The organism is Pseudomonas sp. YY-1, from assembly GCF_002843095.1.
Taxonomy (GTDB): Bacteria; Pseudomonadota; Gammaproteobacteria; order Pseudomonadales; family Pseudomonadaceae; genus Aquipseudomonas; species Aquipseudomonas sediminis_A.
Map to the genome: position 1 here is coordinate 200,535 of NZ_PJLX01000004.1, position 18,964 is coordinate 219,498.

An 18,964-nucleotide genomic window follows, 5' to 3' on the forward strand; every position below is an offset into this window, starting at 1 on the left:
CAGATTGCACCTTAATGGTGCAATCTGGCGCACCACCTCCTAAGCTCTCCCTGTTTTGGGTCGCTTTTCCCCGCCCGGCCTCGCCCCAGCACCACCAAAACCTGGCAGACCGCACAAATAATGCGTCTTTTCGGGGCCTTGGTTTGCTTCTTGCATTTTCCTGCTCATCGCCGGAACGCACTGCTTATGACCATCAACGACGCGCTGCACCGCCTGCTACTCGACAACCTGACCACCGCCACCCTGCTGCTCAACAGCCAGCTGTGCCTTGAGTACATGAACCCGGCGGCGGAAATGCTCCTGGCCGTCAGCGGCCAACGCAGCCACGGTCAGTTCATCAGCGACCTGTTCACCGAATCGCCCGAGGCGCTGTCATCCTTGCGCCAGGCGGTGGAACAGGCGCATCCATTCAACAAGCGCGAAGCCGTATTGACCTCGGTCACCGGCCAGACGCTGACCGTGGACTACGCGGTAACGCCGCTGTTCAGCATGGGCGAAACCCTGCTGCTGCTGGAGGTGCACCCGCGCGACCGCCTGCTGCGCATCACCAAGGAAGAGGCGCAGCTGTCCAAGCAGGAAACCACCAAACTGCTGGTGCGCGGCCTGGCCCACGAGATCAAGAATCCGCTCGGCGGCATTCGCGGTGCGGCGCAACTGCTGTCGCGTGAACTGCCCAACGAAGAGCTCAAGGACTACACCAACGTCATCATCGAAGAGGCCGACCGCTTGCGTAACCTGGTCGACCGCATGCTCGGCTCGAACAAGTTGCCGTCGCTGGCGATGACCAACGTGCACGAGGTGCTGGAGCGCGTCGCCAACCTGATCGAGGCGGAAAGCCAAGGCAGCATCACCTTGGTGCGCGACTACGACCCGAGCATTCCGGATCTGCTGATCGACCGTGAGCAGATGATCCAGGCCGTGCTCAATATCGTGCGCAACGCCATGCAGGCCATCGCCGGGCAGAAGCACGACATGGGCCTCGGGCGCATTAGCCTGCGTACCCGTACCCTGCGCCAGTTCACCATCGGCCACACGCGCCACCGCCTGGTGGTCAAGGTCGAGATCATCGACAACGGTCCCGGCATTCCGCCGGAACTGCAGGAAACCATCTTCTATCCCATGGTCAGCGGTCGTGCCGACGGCACCGGCCTGGGCCTGGCCATCACCCAGAACATCATCAGCCAGCACCAGGGGCTGATCGAGTGCGAGAGCTATCCCGGCCACACCGTATTCTCGATCTTCCTACCGCTGGAACAAGGAGCGCCCACGCCATGAGCCGCAGTGAAACCGTCTGGATTGTCGACGACGATCGTTCCATCCGCTGGGTACTGGAAAAGGCCCTGCAACAGGAAGGCATGACCACCCAGAGTTTCGACAGTGCCGACGGTGTACTCGCCCGCCTGACCCGCCAACAGCCGGACGTGATCATCTCCGACATCCGCATGCCCGGAGCCAGCGGCCTCGACCTGCTGGCACGCATCCGCGAGCTGTATCCACGCTTGCCGGTAATCATCATGACCGCGCATTCGGACCTGGACAGCGCAGTAGCCAGTTACCAGGGCGGCGCCTTCGAGTACCTGCCCAAACCGTTCGACGTCGACGAGGCCGTTTCACTGGTCAAGCGCGCCTTCCAACACGCCCAGGAACAACAGAGCCTGGCCGTCCCGGCTGCGCAGGCGCGTACCCCTGAAATCATCGGTGAAGCACCGGCGATGCAGGAGGTGTTCCGCGCTATCGGCCGCTTGAGCCACTCCAATATCACCGTGCTGATCAACGGCGAATCCGGTACGGGTAAAGAGCTGGTGGCGCACGCCCTGCACCGCCATAGCCCACGCGCAGCAGCGCCGTTCATTGCCCTGAACATGGCGGCAATTCCCAAGGACCTGATGGAGTCCGAGCTGTTCGGCCACGAGAAAGGCGCCTTCACCGGCGCGGCCAACCAGCGGCGCGGCCGTTTCGAACAGGCCGATGGCGGCACCCTGTTCCTCGACGAAATCGGCGACATGCCGGCTGACACTCAGACTCGTCTGCTGCGCGTATTGGCCGATGGCGAGTTCTACCGCGTTGGTGGTCACACCCCGGTGAAGGTGGACGTACGCATCATCGCCGCCACCCACCAGAACCTGGAAACCCTGGTGACAGCCGGCAAGTTCCGTGAAGACCTGTTCCACCGCCTCAACGTCATCCGCATTCACATCCCGCGCCTGGCCGATCGCCGCGAGGACATCCCGACCCTGGCCCACCACTTCCTCGCCCGCGCCGCGCAGGAACTGGCGGTGGAGCCGAAATTGCTCAAGAGCGAAACCGAGGACTACCTCAAGCACCTGCCCTGGCCGGGCAACGTGCGCCAGTTGGAGAACACCTGCCGCTGGATCACCGTCATGGCCTCGGGTCGCGAAGTGCACGTCGACGACCTGCCGCCCGAGCTGCTGACCCAGCCGCAGGACGCCGCACCAGTGACCAACTGGGAGCAGGCGCTGCGCCTCTGGGCCGACCAGGCCCTGGCACGCGGCCAGTCCAACCTGCTCGACAGCGCTGTGCCGGCGTTCGAGCGCATCATGATCGAGACCGCGCTCAAGCACACCGCCGGCCGCCGCCGCGACGCCGCCTTGCTGCTGGGCTGGGGTCGTAACACCCTGACCCGCAAGATCAAGGAACTGGGCATGAAGGTCGACGGCGGGGACGACGACGACAGCGACGACTGATCCCGCCAACGCTACGAAAAAGGGCATTCCGTGGGATGCCCTTTTCATTTTCCCCGGAGTGCATCCGGGCAACGGCGCTTGATTCCCCTCTCCCGCTTGCGGGAGAGGGTCTATCCGGCGACACCGAACCGCCTGAACCACCCTCTCCCCAGCCTTCTCCACTAGGCGTGCCCCCAATAAATGGAAGAGGGGGCAGACCGTGCAAATCACTTGTCCCTGACTCAACCGCGCTGTGCGTTCTTGATCGAGATCTGCGTATTGAGCGTCCAGAAGTCATAGAGCACGCCGACCAGGAACAAACCGCCGGTGAACAGGTAGATGATCCCGGTGATCCACTTGCCCTGATACATGCGGTGCACGCCGAACACGCCGAGGAAGGTCAGCAGGATCCACGCCACGTTGTAGTCAGTATCACCTGCGGTAAAACGCAGATCGGCCTCGCGATCCATCGCCGGAATCAGGAATAGGTCGATGATCCAGCCGATGAACAGCAGGCCGAGGGTGAAGAACCAGATGGTGCCGGTGACCGGCTTGCCATAGTAGAAGCGGTGGGAACCGAGAAAACCGAAGATCCACAGCAGGTAGCCGATCAGCTTGCTGTGCGTATCCTGACGTTGCATGACGAACTCCTTGTGCGAGATGCAGCTATGACGCTGCGCGCCGGGTGAAGGTTTCATTTGCAATGAGGCAGCGCAACACAACGAATGACTTGATAGCTGTACGACACCTATATACTGTATAAAAAAACAGTATAGATATGGCCTGCCATGCAACTGATTGAAAAGCTCACCATCCTCGCCGACGCCGCCAAGTATGACGCCTCCTGCGCCAGCAGCGGCGCACCAAAACGCAGCTCCAAGGGCAAGGACGGCATCGGTTCGACCAATGGCATGGGCATCTGCCACAGCTATACACCGGACGGGCGCTGCGTGGCGCTGCTGAAGATCCTGCTGACCAACTTCTGCCTGTACGACTGCCAATACTGCATCAACCGTCGCTCCAGTGACGTACCTCGCGCGCGCTTTACCCCCGAGGAAGTAGTGACGCTGACACTGGACTTCTACAAGCGCAACTGCATCAGCGGCCTGTTCCTCAGCTCCGGCATCATCCGCTCGGCCGACTACACCATGGAGCAGTTGATTCGCGTCGCCAAGCTGCTGCGTCAGGAGCACCAGTTCCGCGGCTACATTCACCTCAAGACCATTCCCGATGCCGCACCGGAGTTGATCGCCGAAGCCGGCCTGTACGCGGACCGCCTCAGCGTCAACATCGAGCTGCCCACCGAAACCAGCCTGGTACGCCTGGCACCGGAAAAGAACGTCGGCAGCATCCACCAGGCCATGCACAAGATTCATCTCGGCGAGCGTGAGGCCAAGGAAGAACGCCGCGCGCCGCGCTTTGCCCCAGCCGGGCAGAGCACGCAAATGATCGTCGGTGCCGACGCCACCGATGACAGCACCATCCTGCACAACGCCCAGAGCCTGTATCAGGACTATCGCCTGCGCCGCGTCTACTACTCGGCGTTCAGCCCGATTCCTCAAAGCCCGAAAACCGTGCCCTTCGAGGCGCCGCCACTGCTGCGCGAGCATCGCCTGTACCAGGCCGACTTCCTCATGCGCGGCTACGGTTTCAGCGCCACGGAGCTGCTCGCCGGTCCCGGCAACCTGGCGCTGGACATCGACCCCAAGCTGGCCTGGGCCCTGGCCAACCGCGAGCAGTTTCCCGTCGATCTCAACCGCGCCGACGAATCACTGATCGCCCGCGTGCCCGGCATCGGTGTGCTCAGCGCACGACGCCTGGGCGCGCTGCGGCGCGAACGGCGTATCCGCTACGAGGACTTGACCCGTCTGCGCTGCGTACTGGAAAAGGCCAAGCCGTTTATCGTCACTCAGGACTACCGGCCACCGCGCGCCGAACACGAATCCGTGGTGCTGCGTCAGCAACTGCGCGACACCCCGGCACAGATGGCCTTGTGGTGATGCATAGCCTGCGCTTCGACGGCAGCTTCGCCACCTGGCGCCAGGCCGCACGCCGCGCCTTGTTGCAAGGCCTGGCCCCGCACCAGTTGCAATGGCCGGACGAGGAGGCGCCGCCCAGCCTGTTCGACCAACCCGCCGAACGCGCGCCGGAGCCCAATGGTCGCTTGCGCGTCTCCCCCGAACTGCTCGATCTGCTGGAAAGCGCTGCCCAGTACCGCGGCGATGAACGTTGGAGCCTGCTCTACCGCGTGCTCTGGCGTTTCGTGCAGGGCGAACGCAGCGCTGTGCTGGCCGGCGATCCGGACGGCAGCGAGCTGCATCGCCGGCTCAAGGCGGTGCGCCGCGAGGCGCATCACCTGCATGCCTTCGTGCGTTTCCAGCCATGCAAAATCCCTGACGCGCCGGACTTCGTCGCCTGGTTCGAACCCGCGCATGACATTCTAGCCTCGGCCAGCGGGCACTTCGCCGAACGCCTGGGCAAACACAGCTGGCTGATCGCCACGCCGCGCGACGGCGTGTACTGGGATGGCCAGCGCCTGCAGCACGAACGCCGCTGCCCGGCGCAATGGCAAGCCTGGGCGCAACAGCCCGAGGATGATGGCCAGGCGCTGTGGCGTGCCTATTACGGCAGCACCTTCAACCCGGCACGCCTAAACCGAACGGTGATGCAGCAGCATCTGCCACTGAGGTTCTGGAAGCACCTGCCGGAAGGCCCACTGATTCCGCAACTGATGAGCGAAGCACGCGCCGGTGCGCAACGCGATGGCCAGGCGTTGGTGCTGGCCGGCAGAAAGGGCAAACGTATCGCCCAGATAAACGAAGGGGACGCAGCGCGTCCCCCGACTGGCAGCGTCAGCGGAAGCGACGCCCCGGATCTTCCTCGCTGACCTCCAGCGCCAGGCCCTGAGCCATGCTGGTCAGGTGATCGCCATCGGTTTCCGAACCGAGCTTGATCATCAGGCGCAGGTCGTTGGCCGAGTCGGCGTAGAGCAGCGCATCTTCGTAGGTGATCTCGCCCTGAGTGTAGAGGTTGTACAGCGCCTGGTCGAAGGTCTGCATGCCCTGCTCGGTGGAGCGCTTCATCAGGCCCTTGAGCTCGTGCACTTCACCCTTGCGGATCAGGTCAGCGGCCAGCGGGGTGTTGATCAGGACCTCGATCACCGCGCGGCGACCTTTACCATCTGGGGTTGGAATCAGCTGCTGAGCGACAATGGCCTTGAGGTTGAGCGACAGGTCCATCCACACCTGGTTCTGCCGGTCGGCCGGGAAGAAGTTGATGATGCGGTCCAGCGCCTGGTTGGCGTTGTTGGCGTGCAGAGTAGCCAGGCACAGGTGACCGGTTTCGGCGAAGGCCACGGCATGATCCATGGTCTCGCGGGTCCGCACCTCACCGATGAGGATCACGTCCGGCGCCTGACGCAGGGTGTTCTTCAGCGCCACTTCGAACGACTCGGTGTCGATGCCCACTTCACGCTGAGTGACGATGCAGCTCTGGTGCTGGTGGATGTACTCGATCGGGTCTTCGATGGAGATGATATGACCGCTGCTGTTCCTGTTGCGGTAGCCGATCATTGCCGCCAGCGAAGTGGACTTACCGGTACCGGTGGCACCGACGAACAGCACCAGGCCGCGCTTGGTCAGCGCCAGCTTCTTGAGAATTTCCGGCAGCTTGAGGTCGTCGATGGTGGGAATGTTGGTCTCGATGCGGCGCAGCACCATGCCCACCAGGTTGCGCTGGTAGAACGCGCTGACACGGAAGCGACCGATGCCGCGGGCGCTGATGGCGAAGTTGCATTCGTGCTTTTCGGCAAACTCGCGGCGCTGCGCCTCGTTCATCACGCCCAGCACGGTTTCGCGGGTCATCTCCGGCGACATGGCGTTCTTGGTCACGGGCATGATCTTGCCATTGACCTTCATCGACGGCGGCACGCCAGCGGTGATGAACAGGTCGGAACCGCCTTTTTCGACCATCAGGCGCAGTAGTTTTTCGAATTCCATCGTCGTTCTCGCCGCTTCGTGTGCAATGCCGTTCGGCAGCCATCTGCCGAATCATGGGAGCGAGCTGTGCCCGCGAACAGGGTGACGCGAAAGCTTCGCGAGCAACGCTCGCTCCCACACCAGTTCCTAGAAATTTTCCGGGCTTTTGGCCTTCTCGCGCGCACTGTCGCGGCTGACCAGTCCCTTGGACACCAACGTCTTCAGGCAGGCATCAAGGGTCTGCATACCCAGCGCGCCACCGGTCTGGATCGCTGAATACATCTGCGCGACCTTGTCCTCGCGGATCAGGTTACGGATGGCCGGGGTGCCGATCATGATTTCGTGGGCGGCAACACGACCGCCGCCGATCTTCTTCAGCAGAGTCTGCGAGATCACCGCCTGCAGCGACTCGGAGAGCATCGAACGCACCATCGACTTCTCTTCGGCCGGGAACACGTCGACCACGCGGTCGATGGTCTTGGCAGCGGAGGTGGTGTGCAGGGTGCCGAACACCAGGTGACCGGTTTCCGCGGCGGTCAGCGCCAGGCGGATGGTTTCCAGGTCGCGCATCTCACCCACCAGGATGATGTCCGGGTCTTCACGCAGGGCCGAACGCAGCGCTTCGGAGAAGCCGTGAGTGTCGCGGTGCACCTCACGCTGGTTGACCAGGCACTTCTTCGACTCGTGAACGAATTCGATTGGATCTTCGATGGTGAGGATATGGTGGTACTTGTTACTGTTGAGGTAGTCGAGCATCGCCGCGAGGGTGGTCGACTTGCCCGAACCTGTGGGGCCGGTGACCAGCACCAGGCCGCGCGGCACGTCGGTGATCTTGCGGAAGACCTCGCCCATGCCCAGGTCTTCCATGGTCAGCACCTTGGACGGAATGGTACGGAACACAGCACCGGCGCCACGGTTCTGGTTGAAGGCGTTGACCCGGAAACGCGCCACACCCGGCACTTCGAAGGAGAAGTCGGTCTCGAGGAACTCTTCGAAGTCCTTGCGCTGCTTGTCATTCATGATGTCGTAGATCAGCGCGTGTACCTGCTTGTGATCCAGCGGCGGCAGGTTGATACGGCGCACATCGCCGTCGACGCGGATCATCGGCGGCAGTCCCGCCGAGAGGTGCAAATCCGACGCGCCTTGCTTGGCGCTGAAGGCGAGCAGCTCAGTGATATCCATGGGACTCCCCAATTACAAGCAAGCAGGTAGAATGCCGCGAACGCTTAACGAGCGGGCTTTGATAGAGCGCAGGTAATGTCCACGATAGCAGAGAATATTGCAAAGGTCGGTGCGCGTATCCGTGAGGCGGCGCAAGCCTCGCAGCGTAATTTCGCGGATATCGGCCTGCTCGCGGTGAGCAAGACCAAACCGGCAGACGCCATTCGTGAAGCCCACGCAGTCGGCGTGCGCGATTTCGGCGAAAACTACCTGCAAGAGGCTCTGGAGAAACAGGTCGAACTGGGTGATTTGCCCTTGATCTGGCACTTCATCGGCCCCATTCAGTCAAACAAGACCCGGCCCATCGCCGAGCATTTCGACTGGGTGCACTCCGTGGATCGTCTGAAAATTGCCCAACGCCTGTCGGATCAGCGCCCCGCCCACCTGCCACCGCTGAATATCTGCCTGCAGGTCAACGTCAGCGGCGAGGACAGCAAGTCCGGCTGCCGCCCCGATGAGCTAACGGCGCTGGCCCAGGCCGTCGTTGCCCTGCCCAACCTCAGGCTGCGCGGGCTGATGGCGATTCCCGAACCGACCGACGATGTCGCCGCACAACACGCCGCCTTCGCCCGCCTGCGCCAACTGCGTGATGAGCTGGCGCTGAACCTCGATACCTTGTCCATGGGCATGAGCCATGACCTGGAAGCCGCCATCGCCGAAGGTGCCACCTGGGTGCGCATCGGCACCGCCCTGTTCGGTGCCCGCGACTACGGCCAGCCCACTCACTGAATGAAGGATTTTCTGCAATGAGCAACCCGACCATCGCCTTCGTCGGCGCCGGCAACATGGCCGCCAGCCTGATTGGTGGCCTGCGTGCGCAGGGCGTGGCAGCCAGCGCCATCCGCGCCAGCGAGCCTGGCAGCGAACAACGTACTCGTCTGCAGCAGGAACACGGCATCGCCACCTTCGCCGACAATGGCGAGGCCATCAAGGGTGCCGATCTGGTCGTACTGGCGGTCAAACCACAGATCATGAAAACGGTATGCCTGGATCTGGCGCCACACCTGGCTCCCAACCAGGTGATCATCTCCATCGCCGCCGGCATCAGTTGCGCCAGCCTGGAGAACTGGCTGGGCCAGCGCCCGGTAGTGCGCTGCATGCCCAATACCCCGGCGCTGCTGCGCCAGGGTGTTTCCGGTCTGTTCGCCAACCCGCGCGTCAACGCCGCGCAAAAAAAACAGGCCGAGCAGGTGCTGAGCGCCGTCGGCCTGGCCCTGTGGCTGGACGACGAAGCGCAGCTCGATGCAGTGACTGCCGTCTCTGGCAGCGGCCCAGCCTATTTTTTCCTGCTGATCGAGGCGATGACCGAAGCTGGCGAGAAACTCGGCCTGCCGCGTGAGACCGCCGCGCGTCTGAGCATCCAGACCGCACTGGGCGCCGCGCGCATGGCCAGTGAAAGCGATGTCGACGCGGCCGAATTGCGTCGCCGTGTTACCTCACCGAACGGAACCACCGAAGCGGCAATCAAAACCTTCCAGGCCGGCGGCTTCGAAGCGCTGGTACAACAGGCACTGAATGCCGCCGCCAATCGCTCGGCCGAACTGGCCGAACAACTGGGTCAATAAAGGAAGCACACATGTCCGGACTCATCGAAGCCCTGATCTACATCATTCAGACCCTCGGCAGCCTGTATCTGCTGATCGTCCTGCTGCGTTTCATCCTGCAACTGGTACGTGCGGACTTCTACAACCCGCTGAGCCAGTTCATCGTCAAGGCCACGCAACCGCTGGTGACTCCACTGCGACGGATCATTCCTGGCTTCGCCGGGCTGGACCTGGCTTCGCTGGTACTGGCTATCCTGGTGCAGCTGCTACTGATGATCGTCACCCTGACCCTGATGGGCTACAACGTCGGCGGTTTCATCCTGCAGCTGCTGGTGTGGTCGATGATTGGCGTGACCTCGCTGTTCCTCAAGGTGTTCTTCTTCGCCCTGATCATCAGCGTGATCCTCTCCTGGGTCGCTCCGGGCAGCTACAACCCGGGCGCACAGTTGGTGAACCAGATCTGCGAGCCGCTGCTGGCGCCATTCCGTAAGCTGCTGCCAAACCTCGGCGGCCTGGATATCTCGCCGATTTTCGCCTTCATCACCATCAACCTGATCGATCGTTTCGTGATTGGCGGTCTGGCGGCCTCCACTGGTCTGCCGCCGATGCTCAGCCCCTTTCTCTGAGGGTGAGCTTCTACCGCTGGGACGGCGAGGACCTGATCCTCGACTGCCACCTGCAGCCCAAGGCGAGCAAGGACGAGTTCGCCGGGCTGCAGGGTGAGCGGCTGAAAATCCGCCTCACCGCCCCGCCGGTAGACGGCAAGGCCAACGCCCACCTGCAGGCCTTCCTGGCCAAGGCCTTCCTGGCCAAGGCCTTCGGCGTCGCCAAGAGCCAAGTGAGCCTGGAAAGCGGTGAACTCAATCGGCATAAACGCCTGCGTATCCGCGCCCCGCGAAGCCTACCGCCGATTCCAGGGCTGCAGCGCACCTGACGACCGCTCAGCCGCCGCACCCGACCATAAGGCGGGACTGTAGAAGCGGCCAATTGACGACCGCCTCGTAGCTCGCATAATGCAAGCTATTCTCGCCAAAGCCGTGCTTCCTGGCGGCAACCCCAACTGAACAGTCACGCAGCCCCAGCAAGTGGATGAACTTGCCGAGAGGAGAGCCAGGATGAGCATGGAACGTCTCAGCCAGCAGGTTGACGCTTACGTCGCCTGGAAACGCGAGCTGATGCGCGAGATCACGCGTTATCGCAGCTGGCTGGAGCACAACCGGCTCAACTCCGAGGCGGTTCAGGCCAAGCTCGAACGTGCGTTGAAGATCCTGCGTACCGATCACATCACCCTGGCCTTCGTCGGCGAGTTCTCGCGTGGCAAGACCGAGCTGATCAACAGCCTGTTCTTTTCCGAATATGGCCAGCGCATGCTGCCCTCGCATGCCGGGCGCACCACCATGTGTCCCACCGAGCTGTTCTTCGATCCGCGTTCGGAGCGCCCCTACATTCGCCTGCTGCCCATCGAGACCCGCACGGCCTCGGCCAGCGTCGCGCAGTTCAAGCGTATTCCCCGGCACTGGGTGAACATCCCGCTGGACATCAGCGACCCAGCCAACATGGCCCTGGCCTTCAGCCAGGTGGCCAAGACCAAACCCATGCCGGTGGAACAGGCGATCCAGCTCGGCTTCCACCCGGACATGCTCGAAGGCACCGGTAAACGCGGCCAAGTGCTGGTACCCGCCTGGCGCCATGCGATGGTCAACTTCGATCATCCGCTGCTGCGCCAGGGCTTGCGTATTCTCGACACCCCCGGCCTAAACGCCCTGGGCAGTGAACCCGAGCTGACCCTGTCGATGCTGCCCAATGCCCAGGCGATCATCTTCCTGCTGTCCGCCGATACCGGCGTCACCGCCAGCGATATGCACATCTGGCAACAGCATATCCGTCAGCTCGACGAAGACACCCAGACCAGCCTGTTTGCCGTGCTGAACAAGATCGACGTGCTATGGGACGACCTGGCAGGCGAGACCTTCGTGCAGAACGCCATCGGCCAGATCCAGAGCGCTACCGCCAAACAGCTGGGCATCGCCAAGCAGGACGTGTTGCCGCTGTCGGCCAAGCAGGCGCTGCTGGCCAAGGTGCGCAAGGACGAGGCACTGCTGGCCCGCAGCCAGATGGCCAACCTGGAGACCCTGCTGTGCGAGCGTATCGTCGCGCAGAAGGAGCGCCTGATCGAAGATAGCGTGGTGCGCCAGGTACTGGCGCTGCTCAACAACAGTCAACACGTGCTCAGCCTGCGTCTGGAGAAAGTCAGCGAACAGCTGGCCCTGCTCGGCAACCATCAGCAGGACAACGGCCAACTGCTGTTCGAACTGACCGCCAAGACCAAGGAAGACCACAGCCTGCACCACAAGCGCCTGCTTGGCCTGAAGACCAACCAGCGTCTACTGCAACGCCAGGGACAGCTGCTGCGTCACGCCGCACGCGTCGAACGCCTGGAAGAACACCTGGCCGAAGTGCGGCGCACATTGACCGGCAGTTGGACCACCCTGGGCATCAACCAGGGCATCCTGCATTTCTTTCGCGCCGTCGAGCAGGATTTGCACAACCTGCAGCACGAAGCCGAGATGGCCAACAAGATGGTCGCCGCCATCTATCGCCGGCATAACGAAGACAACCCGCTGGGCGGCGTCGACGCACCACAGTTCAAGATCCAGCGCTACCTGCGTGAACTGAAAAAGCTGCAAGCCAAGGGCGACCAGTTCCGCCTGCACGTGAAGACCCTGCTCACCGAACAGCGCAGCCTGACCCGGCGCTTCTTCGCCACCCTGGCCCAGGAGGTGATTGGCCTGCACCAGCGCCTGCGTCAGGACGCCGAGCAATGGGCGGCCGATGCACTGATGCCGCTGATGCAACACACCCTGGAACACAAGCAGATGCTGGAAACTCACATGCTGCGGCTCAAGGCGCTGGCCCAGGAAACCCAGCAAACGCGCAAACGGAGCCTGCAACTAGCGCGCTATCAGGAAGAGCTGGAGCAGCAACTGGCCCAGGCCAGCGAGATGCTGCGCGTACTGCGCCGCCCGGCGCCGGTGCAGCGTCAAGGCAAGGTGGTCAGCCTGCCGATGGCAGCACGTCCCCAAAGCCTGTAGAGGGTAGCGGGCGCCCAGCTCGCTTGCCGCTCGGGTCGGTGCTCTTTAGACTGGCGCCCTCCTCCGATTCCTTAGCAGCGCCTCCATGCCTACTGCATTTCCCGAAGATTCCGTCGGCCTGGTCAGCCCCCAGGTATTTCGCTTCAGCGAGCCCCTGGCGTTGGCCTGCGGGCGCAGCCTGGCCGAGTACGAACTGGTCGTCGAAACCTATGGCGAACTGAACGCCGCGCGCAGCAATGCGGTACTGATCTGCCATGCCCTGTCCGGCCACCATCACGCCGCCGGCTATCACAGCCCGGATGATCGCAAACCCGGCTGGTGGGACAGCTGCATCGGCCCCGGCAAGCCGATCGACACCAACAAGTTCTTCGTCGTCAGCCTCAACAACCTAGGCGGCTGCAACGGCTCCACCGGCCCGAGTAGCACCAACCCGGCCACTGGCAAACCCTACGGCGCCGATTTCCCGGTGATGACGGTCGAAGACTGGGTGCATAGCCAGGCGCGCCTGGCCGATGTGCTAGGCATCGAGCAATGGGCGGCGGTGATCGGCGGCAGTCTCGGCGGCATGCAGGCCATGCAGTGGACCATCAGCTACCCCGAGCGCGTGCGTTACTGCCTGGCCATCGCCTCGGCGCCCAAACTGTCGGCGCAGAACATCGCCTTCAACGAAGTGGCGCGCCAGGCGATTCTCACCGACCCGGAATTCCACGGCGGACACTTCCAGGAACAGGGTGTGATCCCCAAACGCGGCCTGATGCTGGCGCGAATGGTCGGGCACATCACCTACCTGTCCGACGACGCCATGGGCGAAAAATTCGGCCGTGGCCTGAAGAGTGAAAAGCTCAACTACGACTTCCACAGCGTCGAGTTTCAGGTAGAAAGCTACCTGCGCTACCAGGGCGAGGAGTTCTCCGGCCGCTTCGATGCCAACACCTACCTGCTGATGACCAAGGCGCTGGACTACTTCGACCCGGCCGCCGTGCATGACGGCGATCTGGCCAAGACCCTGGCCGTGGCCAAGGCGGATTTCTGCGTGATGTCCTTCACCACCGACTGGCGCTTCTCACCCGTGCGCTCGCGGGAAATCGTCGACGCGCTGACGGCGGCGAAGAAGAACGTCTGCTACCTGGAGATCGACGCACCGCAGGGCCACGACGCCTTCCTCATGCCGATCCCGCGTTACCTGCAGGCATTCGGCAGCTACATGAAGCGAATCGAGGTATGAGCATGCGAGCGGATCTGGACATCATCCAGGAATGGATCGCCCCGGGCAGCCGTGTGCTCGACCTGGGCTGCGGCGACGGCGAACTCCTCGCCTGGCTGCGCGACAACAAGCAGGTGGCCGGCTACGGCCTGGAAATCGACCCGGACAAGATCGCCCTGTGCATCGAGAGCGGTGTCAACGTCATCGAGCAGAACCTCGACCTGGGCCTGGGCAACTTCGCCAGCAACAGCTTCGATGTAGTGGTCATGACCCAGTCGCTGCAGGCGTTGCACTACCCGGACAAGGTGCTGGCCGAGATGTTGCGCGTCGGCAAGACCTGCATCATCACCTTCCCCAATTTCGGCCACTGGCGCTGCCGCTGGTACCTGACGACAAAAGGTCGCATGCCGGTGTCGGACTTCCTGCCCTATACCTGGTACAACACGCCGAACATCCACTTCTGCACCTTCGAGGACTTCGAGCGTCTCTGCCACGCCCAAGGTGCCCGTGTGGAAGAACGCCTGGCGGTGGACCGTGACCATCGCCACGGCATCGCCAGCCGCATCTGGCCCAACCTGCTGGGCGAGATCGGCATCTACCGCATCAGCGGCGCGGATCTGTCCGCCCACCGCGTCGCGGTCTGAACGAGGAGAACAACATGCGCCGCATCATCCCCTTCCTGATCGCCCTGTGCCTGGCCCTGCCGGCCGCCGCCGAGCGCAAACAAAGCTTCGGCGATCTCGACGTGCACTACAGCGTGTTCAATTCCAGCTTCATCCAGCCGGATATCGCCAGCGCCGCCGGCCTGGTACGCAGCAAGACCCAAGGCGTGATCAACGTCGCCGTGCTCAAGGTCGGCAAGCCCAGCACCGCCGTGGTCGGGGGCGAGGTGAAGGACCTGCTGGGTAAGAGCACCGCACTAACGTTCCGCCAGGTCACCGAAGGCGAGGCCATCTATTACCTGGCGCAGTTCCCATTCAAGACCCGCGAAATGCTCAGCTTCACCCTGAACGTGCGCCAGGGTGATGACGCACACCGCATCACCTTCAACCAGGAAATGTTCCCGGATGACTAAGCCAGTGAGTGGTTTCAAGGAGCTGGTCCTGGCCAGCCATAACGCCGGCAAGCTCAAGGAGCTGCAGGCCATGCTCGGCGACGCCGTGCGCGTACGTTCGATCGGCGAATTCAGCCAGGTCGAGCCGGAAGAGACCGGCCTGTCGTTCGTCGAGAATGCCATCCTCAAGGCACGCAACGCCGCGCGCATCTCCGGCTTGCCGGCACTGGCCGACGACTCCGGCCTGGCGGTGGACTTCCTCGGCGGCGCTCCCGGCATCTACTCGGCACGCTATGCCGATGGCCAGGGCGATGCGGCGAACAACGCCAAGCTGCTCGATGCTCTGAAAGACGTTCCGGACGCCCAGCGCGGCGCGCAGTTCGTCTGCGCCCTGGCGCTGGTACGCCACGCCGACGACCCGCTGCCGATCCTCTGCGAAGGCCTGTGGCACGGCAGCATTCTGCACGAAGCCCGCGGCGAACACGGCTTCGGCTACGACCCGCTGTTCTGGGTACCGGATAGCGAATGTTCCAGCGCCGAGATGCCGTCCGAGCAGAAGAACCGCCTCAGCCACCGCGCCCGCGCCATGGCCCTGCTCAAGCAGCGCCTGGGGCTGGCATGAGCGATTCCGCTGGCGGGAGTTTCCTGCTCCCGCCCCTGGCGCTCTACATCCACATCCCATGGTGCGTGCGCAAATGCCCCTACTGCGACTTCAACTCCCACGCCGCCGGGCCGACGCTGCCTGAAGAAGAGTACGTCGACGCGCTGCTGGCTGACCTCGATATCGACCTGCAGCACGTCCATGGCCGACCTCTGACCTCGATCTTCTTCGGCGGCGGCACGCCCAGCCTGTTCTCCGACCGCGCCCTGGGCCGTTTGCTGGAAGGCGTAGAGCAACGTGTCGGCTTTGCGCCGGATATCGAAATCACCCTGGAGGCCAACCCTGGCACCTTCGAGCAAGCCAAGTTCAAGGGCTACCGGGCGCTGGGTATCAATCGCCTGTCTATCGGCGTGCAGAGCTTTCAGGAAGCCAAGCTCAAGGCACTGGGGCGCATCCACGATGGCGGCGAAGCCATCCGCGCTGCCGATATGGCGCGCGCCGCCGGCTTCGACAACTTCAACCTCGACCTGATGCACGGCCTGCCCGAGCAGAGCATCGAGGACGCCCTGTTCGACCTGCGCACGGCCATCAGCCAGGGCCCGACGCACCTTTCCTGGTACCAGCTGACCATGGAGCCGAACACGGTGTTCTGGAGCCAGCCGCCGGTGCTGCCGGAAGACGATCTGCTGTGGGACATCCAGGAAGCCGGCCAGGCCCTGCTCGCAGCCGAAGGCTACGCGCAGTACGAAGTGTCCGCCTACGCCAGGCCTGGCAAGCAGGCGCGACACAACCTCAATTACTGGACCTTCGGTGATTTCCTCGGCATCGGCGCCGGCGCCCACGCCAAATTGAGCACGCCCGCAGGACACATTCAGCGCACCTGGAAAACCCGCCTGCCCAAGGACTACCTGGACCGCAGCAAAACCTTCCAGGCCGGCGCACGCATACTCGAGGCAGGCGAACTGCCGTTCGAGTACCTGATGAACGTGTTGCGTTTGACCGAAGGCGCACCGGCCGAACTATTCAGTCAACGCACCGGCCTGCCATTGCAGCAGCTCGAACAGGCACGTCGAGAAGCCGAACGCCAGGGGCTGCTGCAGGCCGATCCAGCCCGCCTGGTAGCCACCACCAAGGGGCAACTGTTCCTCAACGATCTGCTGCAGCAGTTCCTGGCGTAGTTCACCCACAGAGCGGCATGAATCCGGTAGGCTAGCGCGCCTGATTCGCGCGGCCATTGCTCACGTCGCGCTGCACTGAAGGAGCACGCATGGATCTGCTACTGGACCTGATCGTCACCCTCTCGCGCTGGAGCCGCAGCCACCTCAGCGATATTTCCCTGGCCATCATGGCCACCTTACTGGTGCTGTTCGGCCCAGCCATCAACGCCTGGGTTCAACGCACCATCGGCAATCTCAATTTCGTCCTGCGCACCCTGCTGTTCGTGGTGTTCTGCGCGGTCGGCTACGGCCTGGCGATCGTCTTCCTCACGCCCTGGCTGGCCAAGGGCCTGGCGCACTTCAACAACTACACGCTGGCGCCAGTGCTGATTCTGATCTTCGCGGTCATCGGCATACTCGCCGACCGCAATTAGCGGGCGCAGTGCACAGGCTGCCCCATCAACCTTGCAGCCACACCATCACCTGCTCGACCAATTGCGCAGGGGTGGCATGCGTCGAATCCAGGCGCAGCAACGGACACGTCAGGTGCTGCTCGATCCAGGTCTCGTGCATGAGTCGGCTGCGCGTGTGCCGGTCGCCCTGCTCGTAGCCGGCCGCCCAGTCGAGAAAGGCCAGACTCTGCACATGCATATCGCCGCCCGGTTCAACTCGTTCGCCGTAGCGCTGCGCCTCGCGCTGACGTAGCCGGTGCATGCGCGCGTCATCGTCCAGATGCAGGAACAGTGCATGACTGAATGACGGGACCAATGCCTCACCCCAGCTGCATAGCGAGCCACTCAACACCCAGTCCGACGCCTGCGCGGCGCACTCACGGATCAACTCCACCCGTTGTGGTGGTGGACGCTTGTGCAGGTAAGGCGGCTCGCTGGGTAACCAGTAGAAGTCGTCGGTATCTAGGTGCAGCCAGCCGCAGCTATTGGACAGGGCATTGCCCAGCGTGGTGGTACCGGAGCCGGATGCGCCGAATATGTGCAATCTGATGCTCATGCATCCTCCCTGATCAGATGCGCAAAAATACAGAAGCCGCCCAAAGGCGGCTTCGTGAACGACCGCAGCCCCGTCAGTTGCCTTCGCGGCGCAGCGCCTGCGGGGTGAAGTCACGCGGGCTCAGCCTGGCGTTGAAGTCGTACATCTTCTCGTTGTTATCCAGGCCGTCGGCGAAGTAGCGGCCGCCCTTGAGGTCGTAGATGGTCTCCAGGGTCGAGCCGAACATCGGCACGTCGTAGTAGCTGATCGGGTGGGCTTCCTGCAGGCCGATCAGGTTGCCATTACGGTCATACAGATCGACCGCGAGGATCTGCCAGCTGTCCTCGTCAAGATAGAAACGACGCTTGCCATAGGGATGGCTGAAGCCGGTGCGCAGGTCCGCCTCCACCACCCAGACGCGGTGCAACTCGTAACGCAGCAATTCCGGATTGATGTGCTTGGCCTGCAGGATGTCGGCGTAGGCAATGCCCTTCTGGTGCACCGCATAGCTGTTGTAGGGCACCAGCATCTCGCGCTTGCCCAGCAGTTGCCATTCGTAGCGATCCGGTGCGCCATTGTAGGAGTCAACCTGGTCGGCAGTGGCCATGCCATTGGTGTCGGGTTGCAGGGTGTCGTAGGCAAGCATCGGCAGGCGGCGCACACGACGCTCGCCACGGTTGAAACGCCAGGCCTTGCGAATCGCCAGCACCTGATCGAGGGTTTCCTGCACCACCAGCGCCGAGCCGGCCAGCTTGGCCGGCGCTACGACCTTGTACTTGTAATAGAACAGGGTGTTGTCCAGATCCTGCGGGGCAACGCCTTCGCGGCCATAGAGGAAGTAGATGTCGCGCTCGAGCTTGAGCAGGTTGTAGCTACCGTTGGCGAGCACCGCCGCCTGGTTGGTGGCCATGCTGATCTGGTCGCCGCGGTAACGCATGACGTGGTTCCAGATCGCCTCCTGGCCATTCTGCGGCAGCGGGAATGGCACGCCAGCGGCCGCCCCCTGCACACCGTTGCCGCCAGAAATCAGCTCGGCATTCAGCGCATTGAAGCGGGAGGCATCGTAGATGCGTTGTGGCGCTGCCGCACTGCGGCGGGTCGGGAATACGCGCAGATAGAAGTTGGGGTTCTGCTGCAGCAGGGTCTTGAGGCCGATCGGCAACTGCTGTTCGTACTGCGCCAGGTTCTGGCTGTCGACTCGGAACAGCAGTTTGTCGTCAGCATAGGGGTCCGGGTGATGCATGTCCGGCTGGTAGTTGGCCGGCGGCGTAGCCAGACCGCCCGTCCAGGCAGGGATGGTGCCACTGGCATTACCGGCGCGCTCGCCACCCAGTGGTGTCAGGTCCTGACCCAGGCGTGCGGCCTGGCTGGCATCGACCTTGGCCTGGGCCTGAAACGCCAGGGCAGTCAGCAGAAGAAGGGAAACCGATCTCAACACAATGC

The 18,964-nt window shown here is 63.0% G+C and carries 20 protein-coding genes; 15 read left to right on the forward strand and 5 right to left on the reverse strand.

Features of this window, described 5'->3' with window-relative positions:
* Window positions 1–186 precede the first annotated feature (186 nt).
* Together glnL and ntrC are read left to right on the forward strand one after the other, a co-directional pair.
* Window positions 187–1,275, forward strand: a complete 1,089-nt coding sequence (gene glnL / locus CXP40_RS07760) for a nitrogen regulation protein NR(II) (RefSeq protein ID WP_106733306.1) — start codon at window positions 187–189, stop codon at window positions 1,273–1,275.
* The gene (gene ntrC, locus CXP40_RS07765; RefSeq protein WP_106733307.1) at window positions 1,272–2,705 is read left to right on the forward strand and encodes a nitrogen regulation protein NR(I); all 1,434 of its coding nucleotides are present in this window, start codon (window positions 1,272–1,274) and stop codon (window positions 2,703–2,705) included. Before glnL ends, ntrC begins: the two co-directional genes overlap by 4 nt.
* A 221-nt stretch (window positions 2,706–2,926) precedes the next feature.
* On the opposite strand, the gene CXP40_RS07770 is transcribed toward ntrC, so the two are convergent.
* Window positions 2,927–3,325: a TM2 domain-containing protein gene (locus CXP40_RS07770; RefSeq protein WP_106733308.1), complete on the reverse strand. Its 399-nt coding sequence runs from the start codon at window positions 3,323–3,325 to the stop codon at window positions 2,927–2,929.
* A 147-nt stretch (window positions 3,326–3,472) separates the two neighbouring features.
* Between CXP40_RS07770 and CXP40_RS07775 the strand changes: the two genes are divergently transcribed.
* Together CXP40_RS07775 and CXP40_RS07780 are read left to right on the forward strand one after the other, a co-directional pair.
* Window positions 3,473–4,684 carry a putative DNA modification/repair radical SAM protein gene (locus CXP40_RS07775; RefSeq protein WP_106733309.1) on the forward strand — a complete coding sequence of 404 codons (1,212 nt, stop codon included), beginning with the start codon at window positions 3,473–3,475 and terminating at the stop codon, window positions 4,682–4,684.
* Window positions 4,684–5,571: a TIGR03915 family putative DNA repair protein gene (locus CXP40_RS07780; protein WP_106733400.1), complete on the forward strand. Its 888-nt coding sequence runs from the start codon at window positions 4,684–4,686 to the stop codon at window positions 5,569–5,571. The genes CXP40_RS07775 and CXP40_RS07780 overlap by 1 nt, the downstream gene beginning before the upstream one ends.
* On the opposite strand, the gene CXP40_RS07785 is transcribed toward CXP40_RS07780, so the two are convergent.
* Window positions 5,537–6,682, reverse strand: a complete 1,146-nt coding sequence (locus CXP40_RS07785; RefSeq protein WP_003463934.1) for a PilT/PilU family type 4a pilus ATPase — start codon at window positions 6,680–6,682, stop codon at window positions 5,537–5,539. The two genes, CXP40_RS07780 and CXP40_RS07785, sit on opposite strands and share 35 nt — an antisense overlap.
* A 126-nt stretch (window positions 6,683–6,808) precedes the next feature.
* Window positions 6,809–7,843 (reverse strand): type IV pilus twitching motility protein PilT, encoded by a 1,035-nt coding sequence (pilT, locus tag CXP40_RS07790; RefSeq protein ID WP_003463935.1) that lies wholly within the window; start codon window positions 7,841–7,843, stop codon window positions 6,809–6,811.
* Between the two features lie 75 nt (window positions 7,844–7,918).
* Here pilT and CXP40_RS07795 point away from each other — a divergent pair, with 75 nt between their 5' ends.
* The 11 genes from CXP40_RS07795 to CXP40_RS07845 all read left to right on the forward strand — a co-directional run bounded on the left by CXP40_RS07795 (window position 7,919) and on the right by CXP40_RS07845 (window position 16,968).
* Window positions 7,919–8,611 (forward strand): YggS family pyridoxal phosphate-dependent enzyme, encoded by a 693-nt coding sequence (locus tag CXP40_RS07795; protein ID WP_106733310.1) that lies wholly within the window; start codon window positions 7,919–7,921, stop codon window positions 8,609–8,611.
* A gap of 17 nt (window positions 8,612–8,628) precedes the next feature.
* Entirely contained in the window at window positions 8,629–9,447 is an 819-nt protein-coding gene (gene proC, locus CXP40_RS07800; RefSeq protein WP_106733311.1) for a pyrroline-5-carboxylate reductase, read from the forward strand.
* Between the two features lie 11 nt (window positions 9,448–9,458).
* On the forward strand, window positions 9,459–10,052 hold the full coding sequence (locus CXP40_RS07805; protein WP_003463941.1) for a YggT family protein: 594 nt from the start codon (window positions 9,459–9,461) through the stop codon (window positions 10,050–10,052).
* Window positions 10,053–10,054: 2 nt separating this feature from the next.
* Window positions 10,055–10,360 carry a DUF167 domain-containing protein gene (locus tag CXP40_RS07810; RefSeq protein ID WP_106733312.1) on the forward strand — a complete coding sequence of 102 codons (306 nt, stop codon included), beginning with the start codon at window positions 10,055–10,057 and terminating at the stop codon, window positions 10,358–10,360.
* A 181-nt stretch (window positions 10,361–10,541) separates the two neighbouring features.
* Window positions 10,542–12,518 carry a dynamin-like GTPase family protein gene (locus CXP40_RS07815; protein ID WP_106733313.1) on the forward strand — a complete coding sequence of 659 codons (1,977 nt, stop codon included), beginning with the start codon at window positions 10,542–10,544 and terminating at the stop codon, window positions 12,516–12,518.
* A gap of 85 nt (window positions 12,519–12,603) precedes the next feature.
* Window positions 12,604–13,743, forward strand: a complete 1,140-nt coding sequence (locus CXP40_RS07820) for a homoserine O-acetyltransferase (RefSeq protein WP_106733314.1) — start codon at window positions 12,604–12,606, stop codon at window positions 13,741–13,743.
* 2 nt (window positions 13,744–13,745) lie between these two features.
* The gene (gene metW / locus CXP40_RS07825) at window positions 13,746–14,366 is read left to right on the forward strand and encodes a methionine biosynthesis protein MetW (protein WP_106733315.1); all 621 of its coding nucleotides are present in this window, start codon (window positions 13,746–13,748) and stop codon (window positions 14,364–14,366) included.
* Window positions 14,367–14,380: 14 nt separating this feature from the next.
* Complete coding sequence (locus CXP40_RS07830; protein ID WP_106733316.1) at window positions 14,381–14,797, forward strand: DUF4426 domain-containing protein; 417 nt, start codon at window positions 14,381–14,383, stop codon at window positions 14,795–14,797.
* Window positions 14,790–15,398 (forward strand): RdgB/HAM1 family non-canonical purine NTP pyrophosphatase, encoded by a 609-nt coding sequence (gene rdgB / locus CXP40_RS07835; RefSeq protein ID WP_371916940.1) that lies wholly within the window; start codon window positions 14,790–14,792, stop codon window positions 15,396–15,398. The genes CXP40_RS07830 and rdgB overlap by 8 nt, the downstream gene beginning before the upstream one ends.
* The gene (hemW, locus tag CXP40_RS07840) at window positions 15,395–16,555 is read left to right on the forward strand and encodes a radical SAM family heme chaperone HemW (RefSeq protein ID WP_106733317.1); all 1,161 of its coding nucleotides are present in this window, start codon (window positions 15,395–15,397) and stop codon (window positions 16,553–16,555) included. Before rdgB ends, hemW begins: the two co-directional genes overlap by 4 nt.
* An 89-nt stretch (window positions 16,556–16,644) precedes the next feature.
* Complete coding sequence (locus CXP40_RS07845) at window positions 16,645–16,968, forward strand: DUF3392 domain-containing protein (protein WP_099525941.1); 324 nt, start codon at window positions 16,645–16,647, stop codon at window positions 16,966–16,968.
* A gap of 25 nt (window positions 16,969–16,993) precedes the next feature.
* Here the strand turns inward: CXP40_RS07845 and CXP40_RS07850 are convergent, their stop codons facing one another.
* Together CXP40_RS07850 and CXP40_RS07855 are read right to left on the reverse strand one after the other, a co-directional pair.
* Window positions 16,994–17,542, reverse strand: a complete 549-nt coding sequence (locus CXP40_RS07850) for a hypothetical protein (RefSeq protein WP_106733318.1) — start codon at window positions 17,540–17,542, stop codon at window positions 16,994–16,996.
* Window positions 17,543–17,615: 73 nt separating this feature from the next.
* Window positions 17,616–18,959 carry a DUF1329 domain-containing protein gene (locus CXP40_RS07855; RefSeq protein WP_106733319.1) on the reverse strand — a complete coding sequence of 448 codons (1,344 nt, stop codon included), beginning with the start codon at window positions 18,957–18,959 and terminating at the stop codon, window positions 17,616–17,618.
* Between the last annotated feature and the right edge of the window lie 5 nt (window positions 18,960–18,964).

Bases quoted from the DNA above. Each gene is read 5' to 3' on its own strand.
- glnL (WP_106733306.1), top strand. From the start codon at position 187: ATGACCATCAACGACGCGCTGCACCGCCTGCTACTCGACAACCTGACC.
- ntrC (WP_106733307.1), top strand. From the start codon at position 1,272: ATGAGCCGCAGTGAAACCGTCTGGATTGTCGACGACGATCGTTCCATC.
- CXP40_RS07770 (WP_106733308.1), bottom strand. From the start codon at position 3,325: ATGCAACGTCAGGATACGCACAGCAAGCTGATCGGCTACCTGCTGTGG.
- CXP40_RS07775 (WP_106733309.1), top strand. From the start codon at position 3,473: ATGCAACTGATTGAAAAGCTCACCATCCTCGCCGACGCCGCCAAGTAT.
- CXP40_RS07780 (WP_106733400.1), top strand. From the start codon at position 4,684: ATGCATAGCCTGCGCTTCGACGGCAGCTTCGCCACCTGGCGCCAGGCC.
- CXP40_RS07785 (WP_003463934.1), bottom strand. From the start codon at position 6,682: ATGGAATTCGAAAAACTACTGCGCCTGATGGTCGAAAAAGGCGGTTCC.
- pilT (WP_003463935.1), bottom strand. From the start codon at position 7,843: ATGGATATCACTGAGCTGCTCGCCTTCAGCGCCAAGCAAGGCGCGTCG.
- CXP40_RS07795 (WP_106733310.1), top strand. From the start codon at position 7,919: ATGTCCACGATAGCAGAGAATATTGCAAAGGTCGGTGCGCGTATCCGT.
- proC (WP_106733311.1), top strand. From the start codon at position 8,629: ATGAGCAACCCGACCATCGCCTTCGTCGGCGCCGGCAACATGGCCGCC.
- CXP40_RS07805 (WP_003463941.1), top strand. From the start codon at position 9,459: ATGTCCGGACTCATCGAAGCCCTGATCTACATCATTCAGACCCTCGGC.
- CXP40_RS07815 (WP_106733313.1), top strand. From the start codon at position 10,542: ATGAGCATGGAACGTCTCAGCCAGCAGGTTGACGCTTACGTCGCCTGG.
- CXP40_RS07820 (WP_106733314.1), top strand. From the start codon at position 12,604: ATGCCTACTGCATTTCCCGAAGATTCCGTCGGCCTGGTCAGCCCCCAG.
- metW (WP_106733315.1), top strand. From the start codon at position 13,746: ATGCGAGCGGATCTGGACATCATCCAGGAATGGATCGCCCCGGGCAGC.
- CXP40_RS07830 (WP_106733316.1), top strand. From the start codon at position 14,381: ATGCGCCGCATCATCCCCTTCCTGATCGCCCTGTGCCTGGCCCTGCCG.
- rdgB (WP_371916940.1), top strand. From the start codon at position 14,790: ATGACTAAGCCAGTGAGTGGTTTCAAGGAGCTGGTCCTGGCCAGCCAT.
- hemW (WP_106733317.1), top strand. From the start codon at position 15,395: ATGAGCGATTCCGCTGGCGGGAGTTTCCTGCTCCCGCCCCTGGCGCTC.
- CXP40_RS07845 (WP_099525941.1), top strand. From the start codon at position 16,645: ATGGATCTGCTACTGGACCTGATCGTCACCCTCTCGCGCTGGAGCCGC.
- CXP40_RS07850 (WP_106733318.1), bottom strand. From the start codon at position 17,542: ATGAGCATCAGATTGCACATATTCGGCGCATCCGGCTCCGGTACCACC.